Annotated in this window: 31 protein-coding genes; 16 read left to right on the top strand and 15 right to left on the bottom strand. The window is 35.0% G+C overall.

What is annotated here, in order from left to right; genetic code table 11:
- The 3 genes from HS5_RS00470 to HS5_RS00460 are packed head-to-tail and all read left to right on the top strand — an operon-like array spanning nt 1 to nt 2644.
- Complete coding sequence (locus HS5_RS00470; protein ID WP_236752127.1) at nt 1-1554, top strand: alkaline phosphatase family protein; 1554 nt, start codon at nt 1-3, stop codon at nt 1552-1554.
- Nucleotides 1555-1556: 2 nt separating this feature from the next.
- On the top strand, nt 1557-2084 hold the full coding sequence (locus tag HS5_RS00465) for a hypothetical protein (protein ID WP_236752126.1): 528 nt from the start codon (nt 1557-1559) through the stop codon (nt 2082-2084).
- The gene (locus HS5_RS00460) at nt 2081-2644 is read left to right on the top strand and encodes a hypothetical protein (RefSeq protein ID WP_236752125.1); all 564 of its coding nucleotides are present in this window, start codon (nt 2081-2083) and stop codon (nt 2642-2644) included. The genes HS5_RS00465 and HS5_RS00460 overlap by 4 nt, the downstream gene beginning before the upstream one ends.
- Before the next feature lie 135 nt (nt 2645-2779).
- Here HS5_RS00460 and HS5_RS00455 read toward each other — a convergent pair whose 3' ends face one another.
- On the bottom strand, nt 2780-3901 hold the full coding sequence (locus tag HS5_RS00455) for a hypothetical protein (protein ID WP_236752124.1): 1122 nt from the start codon (nt 3899-3901) through the stop codon (nt 2780-2782).
- 279 nt (nt 3902-4180) lie between these two features.
- Nucleotides 4181-5992, bottom strand: coding sequence for a cation:proton antiporter (locus tag HS5_RS00450; protein WP_236752123.1), 1812 nt, complete (start codon nt 5990-5992; stop codon nt 4181-4183).
- A 97-nt stretch (nt 5993-6089) separates the two neighbouring features.
- On the opposite strand from HS5_RS00450, the gene HS5_RS00445 reads away from it, so the two are divergent.
- On the top strand, nt 6090-6980 hold the full coding sequence (locus tag HS5_RS00445; protein ID WP_236752122.1) for a DUF973 family protein: 891 nt from the start codon (nt 6090-6092) through the stop codon (nt 6978-6980).
- Between the two features lie 35 nt (nt 6981-7015).
- Entirely contained in the window at nt 7016-7903 is an 888-nt protein-coding gene (locus HS5_RS00440) for a lysine exporter LysO family protein (RefSeq protein ID WP_236752121.1), read from the top strand.
- On the opposite strand, the gene HS5_RS00435 is transcribed toward HS5_RS00440, so the two are convergent.
- The 7 genes from HS5_RS00435 to HS5_RS00405 all read right to left on the bottom strand — a co-directional run bounded on the left by HS5_RS00435 (nt 7880) and on the right by HS5_RS00405 (nt 11131).
- Nucleotides 7880-8263 carry a nucleotidyltransferase domain-containing protein gene (locus HS5_RS00435; protein WP_236752120.1) on the bottom strand — a complete coding sequence of 128 codons (384 nt, stop codon included), beginning with the start codon at nt 8261-8263 and terminating at the stop codon, nt 7880-7882. The genes HS5_RS00440 and HS5_RS00435 overlap by 24 nt on opposite strands.
- On the bottom strand, nt 8233-8637 hold the full coding sequence (locus HS5_RS00430; protein WP_236752119.1) for a HEPN domain-containing protein: 405 nt from the start codon (nt 8635-8637) through the stop codon (nt 8233-8235). The genes HS5_RS00435 and HS5_RS00430 overlap by 31 nt, the downstream gene beginning before the upstream one ends.
- On the bottom strand, nt 8630-9079 hold the full coding sequence (locus tag HS5_RS00425) for a nucleotidyltransferase domain-containing protein (protein ID WP_236752118.1): 450 nt from the start codon (nt 9077-9079) through the stop codon (nt 8630-8632). The genes HS5_RS00430 and HS5_RS00425 overlap by 8 nt, the downstream gene beginning before the upstream one ends.
- Complete coding sequence (locus tag HS5_RS00420; RefSeq protein ID WP_236752117.1) at nt 9042-9470, bottom strand: HEPN domain-containing protein; 429 nt, start codon at nt 9468-9470, stop codon at nt 9042-9044. The genes HS5_RS00425 and HS5_RS00420 overlap by 38 nt, the downstream gene beginning before the upstream one ends.
- A gap of 666 nt (nt 9471-10136) precedes the next feature.
- Nucleotides 10137-10505: a PIN domain-containing protein gene (locus HS5_RS00415; RefSeq protein WP_236752116.1), complete on the bottom strand. Its 369-nt coding sequence runs from the start codon at nt 10503-10505 to the stop codon at nt 10137-10139.
- Nucleotides 10489-10728 (bottom strand): AbrB/MazE/SpoVT family DNA-binding domain-containing protein, encoded by a 240-nt coding sequence (locus tag HS5_RS00410; protein WP_236752115.1) that lies wholly within the window; start codon nt 10726-10728, stop codon nt 10489-10491. The genes HS5_RS00415 and HS5_RS00410 overlap by 17 nt, the downstream gene beginning before the upstream one ends.
- Before the next feature lie 91 nt (nt 10729-10819).
- Entirely contained in the window at nt 10820-11131 is a 312-nt protein-coding gene (locus tag HS5_RS00405) for a helix-turn-helix domain-containing protein (RefSeq protein WP_236752114.1), read from the bottom strand.
- A 64-nt stretch (nt 11132-11195) separates the two neighbouring features.
- Between HS5_RS00405 and HS5_RS00400 the strand changes: the two genes are divergently transcribed.
- Genes HS5_RS00400 through HS5_RS00385 form a run of 4 tightly spaced genes read left to right on the top strand, consistent with a single transcriptional unit; the run spans nt 11196 to nt 12857 of the window.
- Complete coding sequence (locus HS5_RS00400; RefSeq protein WP_236752113.1) at nt 11196-11402, top strand: CDGSH iron-sulfur domain-containing protein; 207 nt, start codon at nt 11196-11198, stop codon at nt 11400-11402.
- 16 nt (nt 11403-11418) lie between these two features.
- Nucleotides 11419-12102, top strand: a complete 684-nt coding sequence (locus HS5_RS00395; protein ID WP_236752112.1) for a class II glutamine amidotransferase — start codon at nt 11419-11421, stop codon at nt 12100-12102.
- A gap of 15 nt (nt 12103-12117) precedes the next feature.
- On the top strand, nt 12118-12363 hold the full coding sequence (locus HS5_RS00390; protein WP_236752111.1) for a hypothetical protein: 246 nt from the start codon (nt 12118-12120) through the stop codon (nt 12361-12363).
- Entirely contained in the window at nt 12330-12857 is a 528-nt protein-coding gene (locus HS5_RS00385; RefSeq protein ID WP_236752110.1) for a hypothetical protein, read from the top strand. The genes HS5_RS00390 and HS5_RS00385 overlap by 34 nt, the downstream gene beginning before the upstream one ends.
- Here the strand turns inward: HS5_RS00385 and HS5_RS00380 are convergent.
- Nucleotides 12849-13412, bottom strand: a complete 564-nt coding sequence (locus HS5_RS00380) for an isochorismatase family cysteine hydrolase (RefSeq protein WP_236752109.1) — start codon at nt 13410-13412, stop codon at nt 12849-12851. The genes HS5_RS00385 and HS5_RS00380 overlap by 9 nt on opposite strands.
- Before the next feature lie 113 nt (nt 13413-13525).
- On the opposite strand from HS5_RS00380, the gene HS5_RS00375 reads away from it, so the two are divergent.
- Nucleotides 13526-14980, top strand: a complete 1455-nt coding sequence (locus HS5_RS00375; RefSeq protein ID WP_236752108.1) for an MFS transporter — start codon at nt 13526-13528, stop codon at nt 14978-14980.
- On the opposite strand, the gene HS5_RS00370 is transcribed toward HS5_RS00375, so the two are convergent.
- Nucleotides 14962-15345, bottom strand: coding sequence for a hypothetical protein (locus HS5_RS00370; protein ID WP_236752107.1), 384 nt, complete (start codon nt 15343-15345; stop codon nt 14962-14964). The genes HS5_RS00375 and HS5_RS00370 overlap by 19 nt on opposite strands.
- A 92-nt stretch (nt 15346-15437) precedes the next feature.
- On the opposite strand from HS5_RS00370, the gene HS5_RS00365 reads away from it, so the two are divergent.
- The 3 genes from HS5_RS00365 (at nt 15438) to HS5_RS00355 (ending at nt 19274) form a co-directional block, all read left to right on the top strand.
- On the top strand, nt 15438-16265 hold the full coding sequence (locus tag HS5_RS00365) for a DMT family transporter (RefSeq protein ID WP_236752106.1): 828 nt from the start codon (nt 15438-15440) through the stop codon (nt 16263-16265).
- Between the two features lie 187 nt (nt 16266-16452).
- On the top strand, nt 16453-17637 hold the full coding sequence (locus HS5_RS00360; protein ID WP_236752105.1) for an MFS transporter: 1185 nt from the start codon (nt 16453-16455) through the stop codon (nt 17635-17637).
- 152 nt (nt 17638-17789) lie between these two features.
- Nucleotides 17790-19274 carry a thiamine pyrophosphate-binding protein gene (locus HS5_RS00355; protein ID WP_236752104.1) on the top strand — a complete coding sequence of 495 codons (1485 nt, stop codon included), beginning with the start codon at nt 17790-17792 and terminating at the stop codon, nt 19272-19274.
- Here the strand turns inward: HS5_RS00355 and HS5_RS00350 are convergent.
- A complete protein-coding gene (locus HS5_RS00350) occupies nt 19264-19803 on the bottom strand; it encodes a C2H2-type zinc finger protein (RefSeq protein ID WP_236752103.1) in 540 nt (179 codons plus the stop codon). The two genes, HS5_RS00355 and HS5_RS00350, sit on opposite strands and share 11 nt — an antisense overlap.
- Nucleotides 19804-20061: 258 nt before the next feature.
- Here HS5_RS00350 and HS5_RS00345 point away from each other — a divergent pair, with 258 nt between their 5' ends.
- Entirely contained in the window at nt 20062-21294 is a 1233-nt protein-coding gene (locus HS5_RS00345) for a YeeE/YedE thiosulfate transporter family protein (RefSeq protein ID WP_236752102.1), read from the top strand.
- A 5-nt stretch (nt 21295-21299) separates the two neighbouring features.
- Nucleotides 21300-21569 carry a hypothetical protein gene (locus HS5_RS00340; RefSeq protein WP_236752101.1) on the top strand — a complete coding sequence of 90 codons (270 nt, stop codon included), beginning with the start codon at nt 21300-21302 and terminating at the stop codon, nt 21567-21569.
- 33 nt (nt 21570-21602) lie between these two features.
- On the opposite strand, the gene HS5_RS00335 is transcribed toward HS5_RS00340, so the two are convergent.
- Complete coding sequence (locus tag HS5_RS00335; RefSeq protein WP_236752100.1) at nt 21603-22229, bottom strand: hypothetical protein; 627 nt, start codon at nt 22227-22229, stop codon at nt 21603-21605.
- Nucleotides 22230-22804: 575 nt separating this feature from the next.
- Here HS5_RS00335 and HS5_RS00330 point away from each other — a divergent pair.
- The gene (locus HS5_RS00330) at nt 22805-23239 is read left to right on the top strand and encodes a PadR family transcriptional regulator (RefSeq protein WP_236752099.1); all 435 of its coding nucleotides are present in this window, start codon (nt 22805-22807) and stop codon (nt 23237-23239) included.
- Here the strand turns inward: HS5_RS00330 and csa3 are convergent.
- Nucleotides 23236-23859 carry a CRISPR-associated CARF protein Csa3 gene (csa3, locus tag HS5_RS00325; RefSeq protein WP_236752098.1) on the bottom strand — a complete coding sequence of 208 codons (624 nt, stop codon included), beginning with the start codon at nt 23857-23859 and terminating at the stop codon, nt 23236-23238. The two genes, HS5_RS00330 and csa3, sit on opposite strands and share 4 nt — an antisense overlap.
- A 10-nt stretch (nt 23860-23869) precedes the next feature.
- A complete protein-coding gene (locus HS5_RS00320) occupies nt 23870-24721 on the bottom strand; it encodes an SMP-30/gluconolactonase/LRE family protein (protein WP_236752097.1) in 852 nt (283 codons plus the stop codon).
- Between the last annotated feature and the right edge of the window lie 32 nt (nt 24722-24753).

Genomic DNA, 24753 nt, shown 5'->3' with positions numbered 1-24753 from the left:
ATGAGGAAAATATTGTTAGTTGGACTTCTTTTCCTGTTTTTTGTTTTACCCACATTTCACGCTTCATCTACCGCTACACCTATCAAACACGTCATTATAATAATAGAAGAAAATCATTCTTTCGATAATATGTTCGGAACCTACCCTTTTGGCTGGCCTCCAAAGATTAATAACGTTACACTTTCGGTAATGTGGCCTTGCGGACTCTACAAGAATTATACACAACTAGAACAGAGTAAAAGCGGAGTACTCTGCTGGATTTCTATACCTAATGTGCCTTGGTTACCTTTCGTAGGATCTTCTCATCCTTACTATGCCAACGCTTGGGACACTGTAGATCCTGGAGAAGGATGGTGCTTATACCATGGAGATTACTGGTTTGACTCTCCAAGCGGTTTCGTTTACTATTCTGGACCTCAGTCAATGGCTTACTTCTCTTATCAACAAGTAGGAATACTCTGGGATTATGCTGAAGAATACGTTCTTGCGGACAATTATTATTCACCGGTTTTGGGTTTAACAGAACCTAACAGAGTAGCTTACATGACAGGTTTCCCTCCTAGCTTTTACAGCGACGACGCTTGTAACGTTATACCTTTTAATGAAACCATAATGAATCAACTTTGTAACTACGGCTTGAGCTGGGGATATTTCGTTTACGATTATTCAGGCTGTGTACCTTGGCCTATGGGAGCATTCATAGGGATTAAGCAACACTTAAATCATTTCCACAGTCTTACAACCTTCTGCGCAGATTTACAGAGTAATTCTTTACCTGCAGTAAGTTGGGTAATGTTGATCAACGGTTACAATGATCACTACGATATGCATCCGCCCTATAACGTAACTGCAGGAGCCGTAGAGATATCTAAGATCGTAAATGCAGTAATGAGAAGTCCGGAGTGGTCTTCAACAGTAATTTTCATAACATTTGATGAAGGTGGAGGATATTTCGACCAAATAATTCCTCCTGCAATAAATTCTTATGGGCTGGGTCAAAGAATACCTCTCTTGATAATTTCTCCTTATGCAAAGGAAGCTTGGATAGATAACTATACGCTGAGCGGATATACGCTACTAGGATTCATAGATTATAACTGGCATTTACCTTGGTTAACTAAATGTGTAGGGAACAGCGACGTCAAAGGATTATTATGTGCTTTCGACTTCTCAATAGTAAGATCTCCCATAATACTATGCCTTAATAACTGGACTTATCCTATACCTTTACAGTATCCCGTCCATTACGGTTACATTGCTACAGTACATCCTACTCCCGGTTATGCTGCAGTTTATCCAGAGCCCGCAATGATCGTTCTCTTACCTTTAGACGTAATAGGTTTTGCTATTCTCTTTGCATCGTTTAAGAAGAGGAGGCTTACTCCTTATTCGCTGTTAATATTACTAATAACTCTGGGAATTTCGGGTTATGTTTACGCTACTAATAGCATATACAGTTTTGTTAGTGATTATTTTGTTTACTCTTCAATGATAGGATTCTTAATATCTTCAGTAATAGCAGTAAAGAGGTATAAGAACGTATTAAGGAGGTAAAAATGGACGAAGTAGCTTTTTTAGCGTCATTCTTACCTTGTAGCTTTGAAGGTTTTGAAATGTCATTGTTCTCTTATATTGCGTCTTCTAACAATAAAAAAATGGGGAACTTAGGAACTATTGTAGGAGTACTTATAGTGCTTTCCTTAATTTATTTAACCTATGTTTTCCTTCCTGTTTTAATAACAGATACAAGCGAATACATAATGAGGATGTCCTTAGGTTTTCTCTTAATAGGAATGGCCACACTATTCCTATTCAAGGACTATCCGGAACCTAGAGGAGCATTTTTAACTGCGAGCCTTGGGATAACTGCTGAAGGAATAGAAGTTAATATATTTACGGTAAGCTCTTGGATAATGACTGGAGATTATGTATGGGCATTAATAGGAGGAATCCTAGGTTTTGCTTGGAGTTTAATAACGTTTAGGTTAATATCTGTGAAGTTTCCTAAGGGGATAATGAAGAATATTGCTGTTGGGTTACTTTATACTATAGGTTTCGTTATATTAACAAGCGGACTAATATGAACTTGGGAAAATTTATTTCAATTTTATTTCATCCCTCAAATTCAACACTACTGGGATTCCTTATAATATTCTTATTAAGATGTGAAAACGAGTTAGTAGATTTTCTTGATATAGTCTTCTTCTTTTCAATAATGCCTTTTTTAATAACTTTAATCTTGAGGAAAATGGGAAAGATCTCGGACCTCTTTGTAACAAAAAGGGAAGAAAGAGGCAAGGTAATTACGCTTGCTTTAATAGGTTATATACTGGGCTTATTTATTTTATATATTGATTTTTCTCCTATCCTCTTTTACCTCAGTATTGCGTACGTCGTTAATACCGTCATAATACTTGCAATCTCGACAAAGTATAAAATAAGCATCCATGTAGCGACAATAACTGCAATTGCTACCGCTCTTACTATGATACTTGGAATAAAGTTCTTAGCATTTTACTTACTTTCAATAATGGTAGGAATAGCAAGGATTAAAATTAAGGCACATACTATTGATCAAGTTACATCTGCGTTCATACTTGCAACTATCATAACTTTTATACAGATAAAAATATTCCTAGGTTAAAAGAAGGAGAATGCTTTACTGATTAGTTGAATTCTCTAGGAGGAAAAAATTCTTGCGTCTTAAAAGTTAGCTATTATGTTCCCATTGAGTAAAACTGAAGAATTTCACAAAGCAGAGAGAAGAAAGAAAAGATCTTTAACTTATAGTTATTTTTCCAGTGTAAATATAGTGTACTCCTTCATAGCAATAGTAAAATATTATTGTATAAGTCCCTGCTGATACAGTACCGTTAATGTAGAATGGATAAGTCTTAGTACCTTGGTAGACGTATACTCCTATTGCCGATGAAGACACCTCTGGCTTATAATACACAGTATAATTATGACCGTTTATCGAAATTTCATAAACGCAAATGTGAGAGCCTGCAGGTGTAGTTGCCGTAATTGTAAAGTTTAATAGTGTTAGCCCATTTACTGTGGACTCAGTTGCAGTATTTTCAACGGAAAATTGTGGTGCAGTGATTGAAGTAACTGTTTCTGCCATTATTGTGTAATTACCCACGCTAGTCACATATACCACTTTATAGATCCCTGGCTTTATTTCAAAGCTATTTGGAGTGACATTAGTTGCTTTTGTAAAGTTCTCAGGATAGATGTATAGTGAGACATTGTAAACTCCGGACTTGTCTATGTAATAAACCGGACATAGAGTATCTCCTTTAGGATGATAGAAAATATAGTAAGTACTTCCGTTTAGCACAGCCTCGTAGAAGTAAATATATCCTGCCGGTATATTTGCATTAACTTCAGTCTTTAAAACGCAAAGCCCGCTGACGTTGAGTATTTGTGCTTGTATAATCTTTAATGTTGGCTTTGGAGCAACGCTTACACCTATCATTATGCTGTATTTACCTTGTTGCGAGACGAAAGTAGCATTATATATAGTATTAGGCAAGTTTGAGGGCGGAGAATAAGTAGTATTTGAAGTTGATAGGTAAATCGGGTAAGAACTGGTTCCGTTATAGTACCATACTACCGTCTTACCATTTTCAGGTTCATAGAATGCGTAATATGTAGTACCGTTGAGAGTAACTGCGTAAAGGTTATCATGGCACTTTCCTGGAATTCCTGAAGCTTCAATTGTAGCATTAATAACGTAGCCACACGATGCTTTAAGTAGTTTTGCGCTTATAACGTTGAAATTACTGGGTCCCACATGCAAGGACTGTGTTAAACCTGGACCTATCAAAACTATTGCCAATAAAATTCCTACTACTATTACAAGACCTATTATCCCTTCAATTCTTATGTACTCCATATGCACAGTTTTTAATCACAATATTTAAACTTTGACTATATATTTTTAAAAAGCTTTTATAATCTAAATAAGCTAATATAAAATATATAGTTAACAGTGTTCATTCAGACGTCAAGGGATTTGTCAATTTACTGATCGATTTACTGGTAAATTTACTCTGGTAATAGGAACCTCTAAATTTTGGGCTATATTCTTTTCTACAACTTCTAGGTAAACAGATTAGGGAATTATTACCGTGATATTTCAGTAAAAAGTTTAATTTTTCTATCAATAGTGATACTACTGTTGTATTATATTCACTTTCTTCTTTTCTTCTTCCTCATTTTTAACATATTTTTTGTAACTTAGTATTACAATAATTGTGGCTTTAATAATCTTTTTATAATTAGGTTTTCTTCTAGAATATACTGAAAATTTCGATATTTTCTTAAATTCTCTTCTACTAATATAAACGATAATTACAATTAGAGATAATAAGTCTATTGGAAAACTTATAATTACAGGGTCATAAGCTAAGAGTGAAGACGCCTCCAAAAATAAGTAAAATATGGATGATACTATAAGGAAGAAAGTACTTCCTATACCTGCAAAATCCAAGATCCTTCTCCAGAAGTCCTTAAAAGATCTGCTCTTAACTTTCTGAATTCTTACGAATATTTCTCCCACAATGACGTAATATATTCTCATGGAATATAGTGAAAAGTTATATAGCAATAATACTGAAATTGCTGCTTCACCTACAAAGACCAAATAAAGCAGAAAACTCAAAGTCGATGGGATTACGCTTAAGGAAAGCTTATAAATAAGAGGAAAGATCGTAAAAGGTAAAAGAAGTAAGATTATTAACCTAAGGGAAATTCTGGTTATTTCAGACCTACTAAACGGCGTTATTTCCTTTAGTACTATTCTATTAAACCAGATTATTGCAGAGTCCAACTGAGGTAAAATCCTTGTATTGGAATAGATTCCACTAATAAATGCGGATATTCTTTGTATTCTAGGTATAAGCACTGTGGCAATTATGCTTGAGGCTATCACTACCGTAATTGAAATTAAATAGACAGTGTAAACGTTTACTCCTTCCTGAAGGGCATCTAGAGTGACTATAATTCCGAACTCACTAAGTGGTATCATATAAATTCCGTTAGTAAAAGCTTGGACAAAGTTAGTCCCCGTTATCCAAGATGCTGTACTGAAGGAGAAGTATTTTATACCTATTATAAGTAAGGAAATAAAAAATAGGCCTACGAGACTTTCATTAACCTTTAATAGCCCGCCGACAGCCAGAAAGAAGAAGATTAAGGCGAACTCCCTGACCGGAGCAACGGTCTTCATTACTTTCTCGCTACCGCTTACTGAGGAAAATGCTATTCCTGCTAATATCATTGTTAGAGTTGTTGGTACTCCTGTAACTGAAGAAATATAAGAGAATACGAAAACTAGGGCTATAGGAAGGAGGATTATTATGCTTTCGTCCTCTATTTTACTGGGCGAAAATAGGACTTTCTGAAAGAGGAATCTTGCAAATATGTAAAGGATTAAGGATGCTAGAATTACTTCTACTACTACAGTTATTGACTTTATGACGGTAAAGCTACCTCCAAGGGCTACAAGGACGGAATAAATGAAGAATACTTCTATATCCTCTATTGAGGCTACTGCTATTAGTAAGTCTTTATCCTTCATAGTCTTGCCTTCTGTTAACTTGTAAATTATTGAAGTGCTTGTATCTATTGAAGCCAAAGTAAGAAAGGCTGAACCTACGGAACCTAGATGAAGGACGTAAAGCCCTGCATAATACGAAATTATGAGAATTAAAGTGAGCTCTGCTAAAGCTACGAATATTGCTCTGGTGAACAATTCTCTAGCTTTAGATAGATCAAATCCTGTACCTATTTCGAATGCCAGCAAGTTTAAAGCCAGTGACGTTATGAGGGAAAAGTCTGGGGAGTTGAAATTTACTCCTAAATAAGTTGTTGCGATTATTCCTCCAATAAGGTAAGCTATTATGGGAGAAAGTTTTAGCCTTGTTAGGAGAAACGCTAAGGCTAAAGATAGGAGTAAAGAAAGCCCTAAGGCTCCGTAATCCACGATTAGAATAGTGTGAAATATAGTTAAAATAGGTTTTGGAATCCTTCTTCTTGTTTGCAAAATATATTAATATACATGAAGTAAAAAGAAAAGTAATATGAGTATCTCATATACTGATGGATTGAAGGAATTGAGAGAAGGCTCACTATATGAGATAATCTCAAGCATAATAGTATTTGTGGGCGCAATAATACTGATTGTATTTATTATGTCACTTGGAGTTTTCTTACATCCTAGATTAATGAGGGATTCCATACTAGGTGCTCTAGCAATTGCAATAATTATTGCCATTATAGGTGTAATACTGGGCATTATAGGCATCGTGAAACTTAGGTCCGGATTTAACTTACTTAAAAATTCTGGACTTGATGTGAGCATAGGAAGTACCGGAGCTACGTTAATTCTAATTTCCCTTGGGCTTCTAATACTTGGGTTCATTACAATATTAGTGTATGTTGGCATATTCATAACAATAATTGCTGGAATTCTAAGTCTTATAGGTTACATAATGCTGGGCTTAGGTTTTTATAACTTAGGTAAGGGGTTTAATGATTCCACCGTAGAAGCTTCGGGCATATTGTTAATAGTGGGCGGAATTATAAATATAATAATCAGCATAGGGGGTATTCTTGATTTCATAGCGTTCATTCTAATTTATACTTCTCTTGGAGGGATTATTTCTAGGGGAGTTCCTTATATCCAAACTCAAGGATTGTTAGGAGTAATAAAGAGCAATGGCTACGCTTATTTAAATATTTACTCTCAAATAGAAGGTAACATAATAGACGCCAAAATTGAAGGTACTGCAATAACCAGTACATCAATTATGCCTAATAAAGTGATAGCGGGGAATAATTCAATAACTGTATACTTCGGTAATGTACAAGTTTTGATTCCTAACAATATCTACACAGTAACTCTCACCGTTCAAGATAGTCTGGGCAGAACAATTTTAATCCCTGTAAATGTACAATATCAACCGTTCTAGAAAACTTTTTAAAATGAAAATAAGGTATTTTCCGCATGTTCTTTACCATAACTTTTATTATGCTTTACGTTTTTTCTCTATTAATAGGACGTAAGATTAGAGTTCCCCAAATTTTCTCTGACGGGATAGTCCTTACTTTAATTTTCACAATCTCCTTCTGGGGAGGTAATCAAATTTCAGTAGGATACGTGGAGAGCATATTATTAGTTTCGTTATTATCTTCCTTAATAATAGTTTCGATAACCTACTTTTTAGGATCTTTTATAAGTGAAAAAAGTGAAGAACAAAACAAAGGAAAAGGAGTAGGTTGGAAAACTCAACTTAAGTATTTATTACCTTTAATAATAGGTTTCGTGACGGGACTTTTAACTAGGTTCTATTCCTTAGTCATTGCAAATTCCATATTTGACGAGACAATTGATTGGGAGCTTTACGTTTTAGCTGTAGTAATAGGATTAAGTATAGGTAAAGAGATAAAGAAGGAGCTAATGAGGAGAATAAGTAGGTTTGCCATATTCACAGTAATTATAGCTGTCATAGGCGGTATGATATCTTCCGTGATTATGTTCTTCCTGCTCTCTATAAAACCTTTTAACGTAGCTTTAGCAATATCTTTAGGCTCGGGTTGGTATTCTTACACAGGGCCTATAGTTGCTAAATATTATGGTCCAATTTATGGAGTAATAGCCTTTCTAGTAAACTTTCTCAGGGAACAGTTTACTTTTTCTCTCCTGCCGGTTTTCCTCAGAATTAGGTCTACTCCTTTAGGTGCAGTAGCAGTAGGAGGTGCTACTTCAATGGACACAACCTTAGGCTTTTACGTAGACGTTTTAGGTTACGAATACGGAGTGGGGGCAATGATAAACGGAGTAGTACTAACCTTGTTAGTACCCTTGATTTTACCTATTATTCTTTCCTTCTGAACAGCGTAAGTTATATTTCTTACAAAGGTTAAGGTCGTCCCTCAAGATTAGACCAACGCTTTTAACGTCCCAGACGATAGGATTATTCTTCTCTAGTGCTTTTCTGAACTCCTCCTCATTGAGAGGAATTACTTCATAGCCTGGAGGAAAGTCTATCTCCTCAAGCCTTTTCAAAGGATTTCCACTAAATTCTCCTATTAACAGAACGTCAACATCACTCCAAGCATTAAAGTCTCCTCTAGCATAAGAACCTATAAGAAATGCTGAAAATTTTCCTTTTAAAGAGTTTACAAAATCCTTTGCTTCTCTTATTACTCTTTCTCTCTCCTTCACTCTCCTTGAGATGATGTCTTCTTCCATTCTTCCTCTATAAATTTTATAATATCTTCAGCATATTTAATTGCGTCTTCTGCCTCTTTTCTCGTATAATAAAAGCTAGGAGATCCGGAAAACCACGCGTCTGGATACCTAGTAGGGATGTAAAGTTTATCTAGATATTTTGCCTTATCTATTATATCTTGTGGAGCTTTTATTATGGAAAGTAGATAAGCTATTGCATGTCCAGCTTTAGGTTGACCTATTCCGTAAAGGTAAGCTTTAACTGCTAGTTCTGCAGCCTGTTGCGACTTAAAACAAGCCCAATTATAAAACCCCGAATTAAGGTCCGCTCTAGCACTTTCCAAGGTTTGTTTAGCTGAACCCATCCACCTTTCATATTCCTCTTTATCAAGCACTTAAATCACCAAAGCACTTCCTAATAGTCCTTCCCACTATGAATTTTCCATAAGGCAATTCGAGGACTGCATTATATTTTCTTACCTCCTCAGCAAAAGCGTTTATCCTTCCGTAAGCGTAGATCTTGTCGTAAGTTACGCAATACGCTATACTTACGCCCATCATTACTGTTCCTAAAGTCAAGTTTTCTTCAAACTGCTCTTCATCAAATACCGTAGTATCTAACCTAACCCCCGTCTCTTTAAGGAAGGATAGTCTCTCCTTTGAGAAATCCCTATTTCCCCCTCTTTTAATAACTATTAGAACGTCTACGTCGGAGTCCTTCCTATATTTTCCTATAACCCTACTGCCGAAAAATATTATAGCTAATACGTCATCTCTGATTAACTTTCGCGTTGCTATCCTAAATAATTCCATATTTTCTAAGGAAAGATTCAGCAATCTTTAACACCTCGTCCGAATATCTTATCCCTTCTCCACACATTTCCTCAGTTACTATTTCTTCTGGAGTTTTTACGTCTTGACCATTAAAGAATGGATATCTAGATATATTCCACGCACCGGATAGGTAATCTAGAGCATTAAGTACTTTATCTAAATCTTCTCCTAATTCTTGGAGATTGTTAGAAGCATCGGCAATAACGTCACGCTCTTTCCTATATATTAACTTAATTTCTAACATAGCTTTAACACTCTTTTCTACTGATTGTTGGGCGTAAAAGAAGCATTCAGGATAATCCTTTGTCTCTAAGGCTTTCTTTGCCCTCTCGTTATCTTTCAAAGCAACGTTATAATATGCCTTAGCGTATTCTCTGTACTTTTGAGGGATCACAATCTATGTTTTGTACTATAAGTAATAAAATTGTAGATTTTTTCTCTTCTCAATTTATATTCCTGGTAAGCTTTGATCGTCTGAAGCTATATTAATTAACTATCCTGTCCGAGGAATACCTTAGGCACGTATTACTTTCAACTTGTGATAAGGTAGAAGTAACCTACACTTCTTCTGGATTTTAGGCTTTTCTCGTTCTCTTCGTGAAGATCTCATAATACAGAGTTTAGTTAACTTCCGGTTAACTCGACAAATTAAGGAGAGAAGAAAAAACGAGTAGACTCAACGTTTTCTGCTATAGTTTATGACTTTAACGTGGAAAAACTCTTAAGCTTTACTTCTATTGAATAAAGTATAATTTAAAGAGTAAGGGAGATTAAATGAATATCATAAGCTTGTTCTACTATAAAAGAAGAATAATTGACTAAAAACCCTGAAATAGAGAGTAATCCGTTTGTTCTCCTTTATTAGTAGAATTAACTCGTTATTTCGAATACTCTAGAGAGAAGAAGGCGTTCATTTTTGATGATACAGAATAAATTGGAGAGCCAAAATTAACATACATCAAATTATCTTCATAACATTAATTATCCTCTACTTGAGAATAATTAAGCAGTAGTGCTTTATGTAAATTCTGAAGGACTGACGTTCTAGAGAAAGTGTAAATCATTTCCCCATCTTTTTCTTCAACTTTTTATCGAATGTAAGTAAAGGTAACTTTTGCGTTATAGCTGTAGACAAAATTAAGAAGTCGTTAAAATCGTCATAGCCTTTTATCTCACTTTTCTTGGTTAAAGCATAATAGACGTCTTCAACATCGTTCTGGACTACCTCTATTTTAGGATCGCTTAAGATCTCACTTAAAACATTAAGGTCTATATTATGCTTGATAAGGAAATAAGCTATTTCAGTGACTGAAATAAGGGGTAAGTAAGCCTTATCTAATTTTTCCCATTCTTTTATAGCCTCTTCATGATCAACGTGATCTTTAAAGACTACCGCAATTATGAAATTTGTATCAACTACTGCTTCCAATTTTTTCTCCAGCCTCATTTATCGCTTCATTAATTTCCTCATCAGTTATTTTCTTGCCTAGTGTCAAGTTAAGAGAAGCAATATTGCCTCTTTTTTTCTGTATGATTATTTTATCTCCCTCAAGGTAAACTACTAAGTTATCGCCCACCTTTATACCTAGTCTCTCTCTCACATTGTACGGAATTGTGATCTGATAATTTCTAGTCACTTTAACTTCTTCCATATACTAGTAACTAGTAATAGTAATATATAAGGCTGACCTATATTTGAGTGACAGAATACTATTCTAAATTTAGGTATTAGAAAAGCTTTAACTATTTAAGATACTTGTTTCCCCATTTTTGTATCTCTTCAAATGCTCCTTTCAATTCCTTACCTTTCTCCGTAAGCTCATACTTTACTCTAAATGGTCTGTCGGAAATTATTATCCTTTTTATGAGGTCGTATTTCTCCAGGTCTTTCAATGTAGAGGACAGAGTCTTTGAGCTTAATTTAGTCAGCCTCTGTAGTTCGTTAAATCCCTTTCCTCCATCTAACAAGTACCTTAAAACAAGCAACTTTGGTTCGCTACCTATTATTCTAATAGTCTCGACAATTGGACAAATTGTTCCGTCAACTTTATTCAAGGTAACCTACTTTAGTTATATTCACGTACTGTATATATACTTTACTTTCTACACTTACTTTGCAATGGCTAGGCTAGTAAAACACGACCGCAATAAACCTTATGAAATAAAGGCAGATAACGGACAAGTTTTTTACGTATGCGCATGTGGGTTATCTAAACATAAGCCGTTCTGCGACGGTTCACATAAGAGAACATTAGATGAGGAAGAGGGAAGTGTATACATATACGACGATGAAGGAAAAATAAAGCTACAGAACTTTTATCCGTAAAACTCTTTTTTACATTATGTGCAGAATGTTTGCCTATGTAGGTGATTCTGGAGAAGAGCTTACTAAACTTTATGAGACGTTAAAAGAGTCTGCAAAAAATGACGTGATAGCTTCAAAGTTTGGCTTAAACCCCGTACACGGAGATGGCTGGGGCTATGTTATTTATGACGGAGAGAGAATCTATCTCTATAAATCAAAAAATCCGATATTCGTTGAGTCTCTAGTTTTACCTTCTATAGAAGGTAGGTTTTACGCAATCTTTCATGCAAGGCAAGCAACTGATAAATCCACAGTGTCCTCTAGGTTTTCTCACCCATTCTATGCCGATAACGAGGACTATTTTTACTTCTTTGCACACAACGGTTCGGTAGATAAGGAAAAATTAGCAAAGGATCTCAATTTTCAAGGTACTACAATAGACAGCGAGCTAGCTTTAAAGTTTCTTATAAAGAACGGCCTCGAAAAGGGGATAGAACTCTTAATGAGGGAGTATACAAAATCAGCATTAAATGTTCTAATACTGAGGGTTTCAAGGAGTGACGGCTCTGCTGAGCTTTATTACGTGAATTATTACACTAGGAAGGATAGGAGTGAGTATTATAAGTTGTATAAGAGCGAGAATGCAGTATTTTCCTCTACTCTTTCAATCTATGGGATTAAAGGTAATGAGGTTGAGGAAGGAAAGCTCTTAAAGTTGTAATTCAATATTCACACAATGAGCGAGGAGGCAATTGCTAAGGCGTTAGCTAATAATGAGGACTTTGTAAAGAAAGTAGCTGATGTTATAGCTGAGAAAATAGTAATAACTAAAATAGATGGACTTAGCAAGGAAGTGGAGAAGTTATCAAAAACTGTCCAAGATCTTTGTAGACCAGCAGAAGTTAGTGTGAAAAATTTGAGAATCACGATAAGAAGTTTAACCAGGTCATGGAGAAGATTGATAAAGCAATTGAGGAAATGAAAGAGGAGAGCAAGAAGAGAGACGAAAAATTTGAAGCTACAATTGAAAGGATAGACAGAGAAAATAAGAAGAGAGATAAAATAATAAATAAACTATTGAAACAAAATCAACAAATCTTACGAACTTTAGAGAATTTAACCGAGTCCTTTGAGCAAGAGGCAATTGAACACCTTGAATACGTAATTAAATCTAAGTTTAACGTAGATGTTGAACTTTACAGATTTGAGATACCTCATAAGCTGGAGATAGACATTTACGGTGAATTCGGCAATTACGTGGTAGTAGGAGAAGTTAAAGCTAGGGCTGGCATATCTACGCTGAAGAAGTTAGAGGAGAAGATAGAGAAGCTCAAGGCTTACAAGTTCGGGATTGAAGGAAAGAAGATTATTCCAGTAATTTACGCTATGACAGTAACAAAGGAACTTGCAGATACTTGTAGACAAAAAGGAGTTTACTTAACTAACGGCTATAAGGATTATACTTTATTAGCTTGACTTCCACCTTTCAATTATCTCATTATTCTCAAGGACGAGCATTAGTCTGTTCATATTAGCTAACGACCTTTCATGAGCTTCCTTATCTGAAGATGATACTGCTTCTTTAGCTATTACCGGTAAGTAGCCTAAGGTCTGCGCGTGCCTTGCTGAAGTCTCTACTCCTATATCTGTTGCAATACCGGTGAAGATTATTGTCTGTATTCCCGCATTCCTTAACATTAGCTCGAAGTTTGTGCCTACAAATATGCTTGCAGTATTCTTGTAAAGTACTACATCACCCTCCTGCGGATAAACGTCTTTCACAATATCTCCGGGGTTAAATGTTCTCCTCATGTAAGGTGGCTGGAATCTTTCTGGTAATGGAGTTATTCTCGTGTAAACTATAGGAACGTTATATTGCCTAGCTGCAGAGATAAGTTCCTTCAGTTTTTGCAGGAATTCCTCTCTGTTAAAGATCGAGCTTACTAGTGCCTCCTGTACATCCCATACTACTAGGACGGAATTATTTTTCCTTATGAATTTTTTTAACTCATCCTTGTTGAACCAAGCCATATCCTCATCTTCAAAATTAGGTTAAAAAGTTTTTATCCAAAAATTATGGTATCAAACTAACGTAATATAGATATATCGAAAATCTTATATTTATGAAGTTATCATTTTTCTCCATGGACATTAAATCAAGGACACTAATTATACTTGCTTTAATGCTGCTAATTATAAACTACGTTGAAACTATGGTTATCCCAGCTTTACCTACGATAGAAAATGACTTTTCAATATCGGCTACACTAGCAGGTTGGGTAACTTCTGCTTACATGATAGTTGCAGCAGCTACTTCGCCATTAATGGGTAAATTAGCAGACACTTATGGTAAGAAGAAAATGTATGTTACTGCAATAGGTTTTTATATAGTTGCAGTAGCACTTGCAGGTTTTTCTCCAAATATTTGGGTTCTACTAGGTGCTAGAGCTATTCAAGGCGTTGGGTTCTCAATGTTCCCTATAGCAATAGCTTACATTACTGATTTGTATCCTAAGGAAAGAGTAGCCTTTGCTCAAGCAATATTAAGTGCAATGATAGGCATAGGACCGGCTTTAGGGCTGTTGATAGGATCTTATGTTGTAGAAGATTTAGGATGGCCTTACGCTTTCCACACCGCTGCAATACTTTCGTTAATTCTCTTTGTAATTTCAATAAAATACTTACCTCACACTGGTATACGCAATAAGGAGAAAGTAGATTATTTGGGTTCTACTTTAATAGGCTTAGCTACTGTTCTAGTGTTGGTTTATATTACTGAAGGACCCACATTAGGATGGACTTCTGTGTGTAATTTATCCTTGCTGATTTCTGGATTAGTAACTTATGGAATATTTATAGGTGTAGAAAAGAAGATAAGAGAACCATTACTAAGGTTGGATCTATTTAAGATAAGGAACTTTGCAGTAGCTAACTTAGTAGGAATAGTTTCTGGAGTTGGAATGTTTACTGTCTTCATATTTTTAGTGTATTATGCTCAATTACCTTCACCTTACGGATTGGGTTTATCGATTATTCAGTCTGGATTATTAATGTCGCCAGTTGCTTTCGGTATGGTAATATTTGGTCCTATTTTCGGCAGAATGCTACCTAAGGTAGGACCGAGACCAGTGTTAATTATGGGTAGCATCTTATCTTCTTTGGCATATGTAATGCTCATGTATTATAGAGCAAATCCAACAGAAGTCCTTATAGATGGCTTCATATCATCTATAGGATTGGTGGCTGTTATAATACCTTTAGTTAATATGGTAGCCTTAGCTTTACCTGATCAATACAGAACTACAGGGATGGGAATGAACACCTTATTAAGGACTATAGGAGGAGCTGCAGGACCTGTAGTTGCTACTTCACTTATGGAGAGTTATCAGACTCCAATAGTGATGATATTCAACGGACAGCCTCTAGTGTTGGGTTTCATGCCGTCATCAACTGCATTCGATTATATTGCATTGTTTGGGTTTGCAATGATGCTCATTACACTGATAATTTCACTGTGGACGAAGAATTACACATTTAAGGCAGTTGGTGTGCAAAACGCTAGGAATGGAGAAGAAAACGGTCACTTAACCAAAGAGTAAATTAAGTAAGTTACTACTCCGTAAAATATGTGTGCAAATACGTATGTTAACGTAATTTTTATAGGAAAAACTAATAAGTGAACAGGAAGGCTGAAGAGACTTAGTACTGCGGATCCAAACAATACTCCTATAATTAATGCTGATAAGAAGTTCTTGTTTTCGTATTTTACTCTGGATAACTCTATTATTGATATTCCTACCAAAGCTATAATCATTGCAGCAATTAAATGGAGCAATATTCCTACCGCTATAGAATTAATCTTAAGTATATGGTAAGATATTGCTGAGAATACGCTCATATCATTTATAAAGAAAATTATTTCCAGAAGTCCTCCAACTAATCCTGATAGAATTTTCTTTATCATGGCCGAATATATTTTTTATACTTTAAAAATTTTTATAAGTATATTCCTCTTCCTACCTTAATTTTAAATATTTTTTTAAGGCATTGTTATGCGTGTTAAAGGGTTATTTCTTTATAATGGGAGTAATAATAGTTTGGGGTTTATCATTCCCTTTATCGAAAATTGCCCTTTACTTCATGTCTCCTTTCGTACTCACATTCTTAAGGTTCACTATAGGAGGACTAATTTTAGCAATTTATGGAAAAGGTATAATCTACGGGAAAAGAGAGGCTATTAACGCAATACTTAATATGGGAATTTTCGTTATCCTCCTAAACTTAGCAATAAACTATTCTAAAAATCCTGCTCTAGCTTCTGTGTTAATTTACATGCAGCCAATATTTGTTGCAGTGTTTACAAGAATAAAAGGCGAGGAGATTTTACTGCCTCAGTTAATTGGGATAATCATTTCATTTATAGGCATATTCATTTCAGTTGATAGTGTTAATTTTAGCATAGGATCTTTAATAGCTATTATTGCGGCGATTCTCTGGGCAATAGGGACTTTGTACTATGCGAAGTTAAAGGACAGAAATGTAGTAAAGCTCAACGCTTTCATGTCTTTGTTTTCCTCATTGTTCGTATTACCTACCATACCTTTTGGTTTTTATTTTAAACCTTCTGCAGTTGGATTAGCTTTGGGAGTTTTAGTTGCAATAATAGCCCAAGCTTTAGGCTTTATGTTCTGGTTTTCAAGCGTTAAGGATTTAGGCGCGACTACTGCCTCTAGCATAGTTATTCTTGTTCCAGTCTCAGCTTACATCTTCTCTTTCATTATTCTAAATCAAATACCTAACATCTTTCAAATAATGGGTTCTTCACTAGCGCTCATAGGAGTTTTTATATCACAATATAGCAGAGTACACTTATCAAGAAAATGATTAATGTACTGGTAAACTCTCAGTGCCGGTGGACTACATCACTACTCAGTATAGAGCGCACTCAGCACTTTGTTTAATACCTATCTCGTACTTTTATAATTTTTCTATATAAGCTGTTAATAATTATTTTAATTAAGGAGGCTTTTTCTAAATCAGCTTTAAATTATTGGGTATCAAATATACCTACATGGACGTTGGAAAGAAGATAAGAATATTAGTAATAACTTCCTTAGCTCATTTTAACAATGATGGAACTTTCTTAATATTTCCACTTCTTATAGTATATTACAGCACTGTGGATAAGATAAGTCTAGTAATTTTAGGAGCGATATCAATAATTTACACGTTACTTTCTGGACTTTTATCTCCGCTGATAGGAGACTTCGCCGATAAGCATAATATCGATTCAGCCTTAATGAGTATAGGAATCCTTCTGGAAGGAACAGCAATAGCTCTCTTTGGAATTTCCTTCTTATTTCCGTCTATAGCTTTAGTCGCTTTGGGTTCAACAATTCTGGGCATAGGCCAAGCTTTTTATCATCCAATAGGCGGAGCAGTGCTTTCCAGGACTTTCGGCAAAGAATCGGGTAGAGCATTAGGGATTAACGGGTCTTTAGGAAGTTTAGGAAGGTCTTTAATGCCATCAATAGTGACTTTCCTCATACTGGGCTTTGGAGAATTAACGGGTTTACTTACAGTTTCCGCATATATGCTAATTTCTTCAGCAGTAATATTTGTAGGCCTTAAATTCTATAGGAGAGAATCAATAGAGATTAGGAGGAGCAAAGAAAAGTTAGAGAGTGCTTTCTATAAGTTCCTTATAATACTAGGTTCTATCGTATTTATTAGGAGTATGTTCATAACAGGTACCACTACTTTCGTAGGAGATTTCGTTTACGATGTTTATTATTCAAAAGAATTGGCTGGAGTATTCTTAACCATAGGATTTTTAGGTTCAGTTTTAGGTCAACCTGCTTTCGGATGGCTTACTGAAAAGAAGGGCGGAAGATACGCGTTCGTAATAAGCAGTATACTCTCAATATTAGCCTTCATAGGCTTTCTGGCATTTTCGCAAAATCTAGTTGCGTCACTGTCTTTCTATACCATATTTACCTTTGCAGCATTTAGTTCCTTCCCAGTGTTGTTAGGTTACGTGAGCCAAACTTTCCCTAAAAGTTTCTACACTGTAGCTAATTCATACATTTGGGGAATAGGAGTCACTGTAGGAGGTGCCGCAGGAAATGCTTTAATTACCGTGCTTTTGGGACTAAAATTTTCAATACTTTCCTCTTTTTACATTATGCTAGGGCTAGCGATATTCTCTGCAATACTAATGCCGTTAATTCCTAAGAGGGTCTACATCAATAAATGATCTTTAAGCGTTACAGCTTTTTACTTTAATTTTTTCAATCTAAGTTCTCAAGATAAAAAATAATGTTAAAAGAAAGATGATATCGTTTAACAAAACAATTAATGTTAAAATATATCAAATAGTTTTTATACTAGCCTACAAGTTTATTTTATATGCTTGGAGACAAGATTTTTGAAATTCTCGAGGGATACACTGACAGAATTTACGGAAATCCTGGAACTACGGAACTATCCTTTATAAAGAAAATTCCTTCAGATTTCAAATACTATTTAGCATTACAAGACGGTGCTGCTGTAGGAATGGCTGAAGGCTATCATTTAGGTAGTGATAAATTAGCAGTAGTGAACCTTCATGCTGCTCCTGGCTTATCTAATGCACTAGGATTTCTTTATACTGCATATATGGACAGAATACCGATGGTAATAATTGGCGGTCAACAAACTTCTTCTCACCTTTCTGATGAACCAAGGCTTTACGGGGATTTAACTACAATCTCAAAGCCAGTAGTTAAGGCATCCTTTGAGGCTAGAAATGCTAATGAAGGAATAAAATTCCTAATAAGGGCAATTAAAACGTCCTTAACTCCACCCTACGGACCTACTTTTCTCTCCATTCCAGAGGATTTAGAAGATAAGGAAGTCCAGACGCCTCTTTTTAAAGATTTCATGCACAAAGTTGAACTTTGCTGTAACGAAAACGAAGTAAAAGAAGTAATTGAGAGAATTAACTCCTTCGATAAGGTAGCAATAGTTACAGGTTATGAAATAGACGTATTTAATGCTCACGATGAAATGAGGGAATTTGCAGAGAAAATTAACTCCCCGGTTTTTGCTGAACCTTTCGCTTCAAGGACTCCTTTTGAGACACCTCACAAGCTTTTCGCAGGAGATTTACCTAGGAAGTCTAGTGAAATAAATAAAGTCCTAGAAGATTTTCAAGCGGTAATAATCATAGGTGGTAGTGTAAATAATGTGCTCTTTCCAGATGATGAAGTATTGAAGGAAAAAGAAGTAATTGAAGTAACTTACGATTGGATTGAGGCATCAAGGAGACCTTGGAAAACCTTAGTTTGTAATCCTAAAGATTTCTTAAGGATAGCTGTTAAATATGTAAAGCCGCATTCTTTCAATTCTGTGAAAGTTATACCACCGAGAAATCAAAAGGTTGAGGAAATAATGAAGGCTCTGTATCCTCATTTAGGTAATTATGCAATATTCGATGAGGCGCCTTCTTACAGGGAAATAATAAGATCTATAGTTGGTTATAAAAGAAGGTTATTCTTCGCAAATAGAGCAGGATTTATTGGCTGGGCAATTCCTGCATCTTTCGGGTACTCGTCTGCAGGAGGAAAAGCTTTAGCGATAGTTGGTGATGGGAGTTTCAATTACAGTTTCCAAGCATTATGGTCTGCAGCAAAATACGGAGGAGTAATGAAAGTTCTTGTAGTCAATAATCAAGGATATAATTCGCTGAAGGGTTGGGGAAATACTAATACGGAAATTCTTTCGCCTATTACCTCTCCGTGGAAATTAGCTTCAAGCTATGGATTTGAGGGAAAAGAGTTTGACGATTATAAGAAAGGAATAGAGTGGCTAATGGAGGACAGTACTCAAAAATTAGCAGAAATTAAAGTTTAGACGGTAATTTTTCTTCTCTCTTCTCTGTTACTAGGACTTTCTTCACGTTCTCTACTATATCATCGGGCATTATGAGCGAAGACAAGCTTTTTATTACTGCACTTGGCAAAAGTGTTCCTAGGAAGTTCAGTTCAGCCTCAAAAGTTACAATAGTAGTTAACCTTAAGCTTTCTCCTAATTTTGCTTGCCTGAAGCTTACATTATATTTTACATTACCGGCATCAATCTTATAATTTATCAGTCCAGAATCAAAGTAAGGACCGTCAACTTTAGCTATTAAAGACCTTTTTAGAACTCCTCCTATAATATTTTTGGATAAACGTAAGGGAATTATTGCCTTATCTCCATAAGGTATGAATCCTAGTAACCTCAATGCATTATCTTTATTCTCTATGGTTGAGGTTACATATTCCTTTGGTAAATCTACTCTAAATACTTCTGAAGATGTAAGATGATGGCTCTTGCTACTTTTTATATGCTTTTTGAATGACTTTTCATCTGAAAATTCTTTATCACAACATTTGTACATGAGTTAAGATGTTTCTCTTACGATTTAAGGGATTGTTTAAAGTTTTTTAACACTTTTACGTAATTCTTCAAGTTAAATTTATCATTATATAATGATTGACTATATTCAAGAATGAAGTTTTTAATGGATATATTTAAAAAAGTTTAAAGAATTTATATTCTATAATGTATTAACTCTGTTAATGTCAATTTCCCATATTTTTTATAAGAAGTTTATTTAATCTCTAGAAAAGAAAGTTAATTTTGGTGATAAAATAAAATGATAACGTACATAGCCCCAATGTGGGTTGGGCTCATAATAGGCTTCATAATAGGGGCAGCAGCAGAAATTTGGGGAATAGCTAATCCGGAAACGTTGATTAGGTTAGCAAAATGGGAGGACAGACTGTTTGCTGCATGCATTACCTTAGGATTTGCAATTGGAACACCAGTACTCTTTGGATTATATGCTGCAGGCGTGGGTTTCCACTGGGGTCCTAAACCGTTCTACGTAATAGGAGTACTTATAGGAGGTTTATTCTTCGGAACTGGATTAGCACTTTCTGGATACTTCCCTGGCTCAATATGGATGGCTTTAGGAGAAGGTAGGAGAGATGCTATATACGCATTATTTGGAGCATTACTAGGTGCGGCAAGCTGGACTGCATTATATCAAACTCCTGCTGGACAATGGTTAACTACTGTAGGAAACTTCGGTAGTTTAATAATTGGTGCAACTCACCCTTCAGGAAAAGAATACTTAATACCTTGGGATGGATTAACACCTCTAGATCTATTTGGCATATCAATAATTTATGCAATTGGAATGTTCTTATTTGCATACTATCTACCTAGGTATAAGGGAGGAGTAAGGAGTTGCTTAAGGATGAATATAGAGAAGAGAATGACTCCACAAGAAGTTCAGCTACACCGTGATACAGCAAGGTTCTTAACTGATGGAGGTCTACCTTATAGTGAGAACAGTATTGCAAAGAAGTTAAATGAATATTATGCAGTTGAGGATAACGTAACTAGGTGGTTTATGGTATCTGTAGCAGGAATTGTTGCATTAACAGTAGTTGCTGAGATGTTCATGCACCAAATATTCGGAGAGTCTACAACTGATTCGTGGCTTGCAGGACACCTATTTATGCCTACATTCAAATATTCACAAATAGTATTCAAGGGTATTGGTTGGGAGCCATTTAGTGATATTGGAACATTGATGGGTGCATTCTTCAGTGCAATATTCCTTACGAGGAGGTTTACCGCATTTAGAGATATAGTACCGCCAAGCTGGGCAGTAAGGTTCGGTAGCAATCCTGCAAAGAGGTTCTTAGGATCATTCGGTGGAGCATACTTAATGTTATTTGGAGCAAGAATGGCTGACGGTTGTGCATCTGGACACATATTGAGCGGAGATTTAGAAATGGCATTAAGCGGACTGGAGTTTACTGCAGCAGTATTCGCTTCAATGTTAGTGACAGCACATTACGTTTATAAAAAGAGGTGATCAAGATGGCAACAAATGAGAAAGAATTGGAAGAAATGGATAAAATATTCAAAGTAGTATTCATAATAGGCTTGATCTTAGAATTTGTAATAGCAATAGTCGTAACTCATGACGCAACAACAACTCCACTAACGGCATCACAAGTAGCTTCTGTAGGAATTATAACAGTTTTACTGCTAGTAATAGGAGGAATCATATATAGCCAATTCCCGTACTCTGTGCTTGGTAAGCCTGTAGAGAAAGAAAAACAGAAGATGGAAGAAAAAGAGAAATAATTTATTATCTTCTTTTTATTTGTTCCTTTCTTTTTATATTTTTATTATAATATAGTTTACGCCTAGATATATTACAAAGAATATTCCTAGGTATATCTCATCGGCATTAAAGAACGCTTCTCCAAAGAATAAGCTTCCTAGACTGAACAGTAATGCTGAAAGTACATATTTTAAATGAGGTACTCTTATTTTCATTATCTGAGCTTTAAGGATAAACAATAAGGCTATAACTATGATTGAAGCTAATAAAGTCCCTGTTAATGCAGAAATATAAGATTGAGGAATTAATGCTAATATTACGAGACCTGCTTCCAGAGCTTCGGTAAAACCTACTACATAAACAGTTGTTAAAGTTTCTTCACCTTCCTCTTTGTGCGCTATCTTTATTCCTTTAAAGTACCTTCTTGCGCTTCTTATCAGCCTATATCCAAAATAAAATAATATTATTCCAGCTACTACAAGAACGTATTCTAATGGTAGGAGTACAATGTATTTTCCCAGAGTAAAAACCGGTATTAAAACTGTTAGAACTCCAGCTAACCCATAGATATAAGGTTTACTGTTTTTATATATTCCATTAAATATTACTGCAACTGCTCCTGCTTCTGAGAGTTCTAAAATGCTTATTCCTAACGAGGCTAAAAGGACTGCAATATCCATAACTTTAACTTTAACATCTTCGTATAAAGTTTAACCTAAAAGAAAAAGGATAGATTTAAAAAAGATTCTAACTTAAAATATTACTTGACTATCTAACCAAATATTTTATTGTTTCTTTTCTCCGCCCTGTTGTCCCTGTGTCTTCTTTCCTTTCTTTGCCATTTGTGGTCTAAGAAAAGTTTAGTAGGTAAGAAGCTTATAAAAATTATTAACATTAATTGGTCTAAACATTAATGTAAAATGAATGTCTTATGTTGTCTATTTATTTTACTTACTTACGGACATTGAATTAACCATAACTGAACATCATCGATATTATTATTAACACTTTTTAAGATTCTCTATTTAGATAATTTACCAATTTTAGGTTAGTTGATGAGGACTTAGGATAATCTCTATGTATAGAAGGATTTAATATCTCTCTTGTTTTATATAATTGTTAAATAATATATCTACATACAACATAACATACTAAATATTATGGATACAAGAACGTAGACTTTATAATAAATAAATAGTGTAAAGTGCGTATTAAAAATAAATTATTTATAACCTAAGAGTTAGCTGAAAGTGAAATGCAAAACAATATTAAGTTCAGAATAAGAACTTATCACGTGCATTTTCATAGAGCTAGAGGACTTAGGCACATAATACTTTACTTACTTTATACTAACGGACCACTAACAGGAGCAGAAATTATGGAAAAAGTTGAGGAAAGCAGCATGGGCATGTGGAGACCTTCTCCCGGTTCTGTTTATCCCATGATTAGAGAATTAGAAGTCGAAGGATTAATAGAGGTGGTAAAAACTGAAGGAACTAAAAAATATTATGGATTAACTGATAAGGGCAAAGAGCTACTTGAAGGAATTCCTAGGGATAAAAGGATAAATAATGCAATAACGGAGTTAGAGTCATTAATTGAATATATTTTAGATAATTGGGATTCATTAAATTCTGAAGAGAAGGATAGAATAAAGAAGATTATTGAAAAACTAAAGTCTATAAGCTAAGATTCGTCTGACATTTCCATCATTAATGCCATTATCATTCCTTTATTATTTAAGATGTAATTAGTGTCTTCCCTCCTTATGTAACCGTATTTTAGCAGTTTTGAAAGCTTTCTGCTTACTGCAGAGGTAGACATACCCGTAGCTTTAGCTAACTTGTAAATACTTCTATTCCCTCTCCATATTTCTCTAAGTATTAGAAGATGATCTGAGTTTATATCACCTCTAGTAAGGTCGGAAACTTTAAAGAAAATTTTACCTTGGAAATCTTCTGTCTCTATTTCAACGTCAGCATCGATACCTCTTAAAGCTAAGGCCGTAAGTGCCTCCATGATTATAGCTCTCATACCTCCGCTCAGATTTGCAATAATTTTCTTACCTATAGGAAGAGAATATGCTATTACTGCAACTGAATTTATAAAATTTATCGGATCTACCTTGATTATATCATATTTTATCGAAGAGTTATCAAGGAAAGACGTGAAAGACGATAAAGCTTTTTTTACCTTGTCCGTGTCGGTAATGGATGTTACAATTATTACCTTTTCTATACTTTTACCGTAATTGAGTACTGCCCTTATCTGAAATTTCTCGTCAAAGCCAAATGTTGTTACTAATATCATATGTTAGATACTAAAATCCGCAAAAATTAATTTTAGTACCCGTTGCGGACACTTTCTCAGCATAAACATAGCCTGCATTCTCATCTGGAGATTGTAAGTGAATCTTGGCAGTAGTTATGTAAAGTGTTGAAAGATTTTCACCGCCAAACATTACTGAAGTTACATTAGGAGTGGGAAGAGGAATCTCGTCTGCTATTTCCTTATTTTTAGTGTCAATTTTTATAACCTTTCCTCCACCAAATAATGCTACCCATAGATTATCCTTAGAATCTATAGTCATTCCATCTGGGTTTCCTTGAACAGATGATAAATCTATAAGAACTTTCTTATTGCTTATTTTACCTCTCTCAAGGTCGAAATCGAATTCGAAAATCTTCTTTGTAGGTGTATCAATGTAGTATAAGGTTTTATTATCTGAACTCCAAGCTAAACCGTTTGAAATAGTAACATTATCGAGAACTTTCCTAAAAGACAAGTCAGTATCTAAAACGTAAAATCCTGCTGTAGGGTATTTTTCCTCTAAGTTCATTGTACCTATCCAATATCTACCTACTGCATCACATTTACCATCATTAAATCTATTTCTTGAATCCCAGTCTTTTACTTTATAAATTTCCTTAACTTCTCCATCCATATTAACTACGTAAAAACCCTGGCCAGAAGTCGCTATTAATCCCCCTGATATTCTAGGTGAAATTGAACTTACATAATCTTTAAGTTTTATTTCCATATAAATAAATTTTTTCAAATCTAATCTATGAATTGTTCCTGCCAGAATGTTAACCCAATAAAGTACATTTTCTGTTGGGTGCCAGATAGGACCTTCATAAAGGTCTCCGCTATAAGGAGAAATTTTTTCCATAGTAATTTATAGGAGAAGGAGTATTTTATTCA

The sequence above is a fragment of the Acidianus sp. HS-5 genome (assembly GCF_021655615.1).
Classification (GTDB): Archaea; Thermoproteota; Thermoprotei_A; order Sulfolobales; family Sulfolobaceae; genus Acidianus.
The sequence above is the reverse complement of the archived record's forward strand: the minus strand, read 5'-3'. Positions and strand labels throughout refer to the sequence as shown.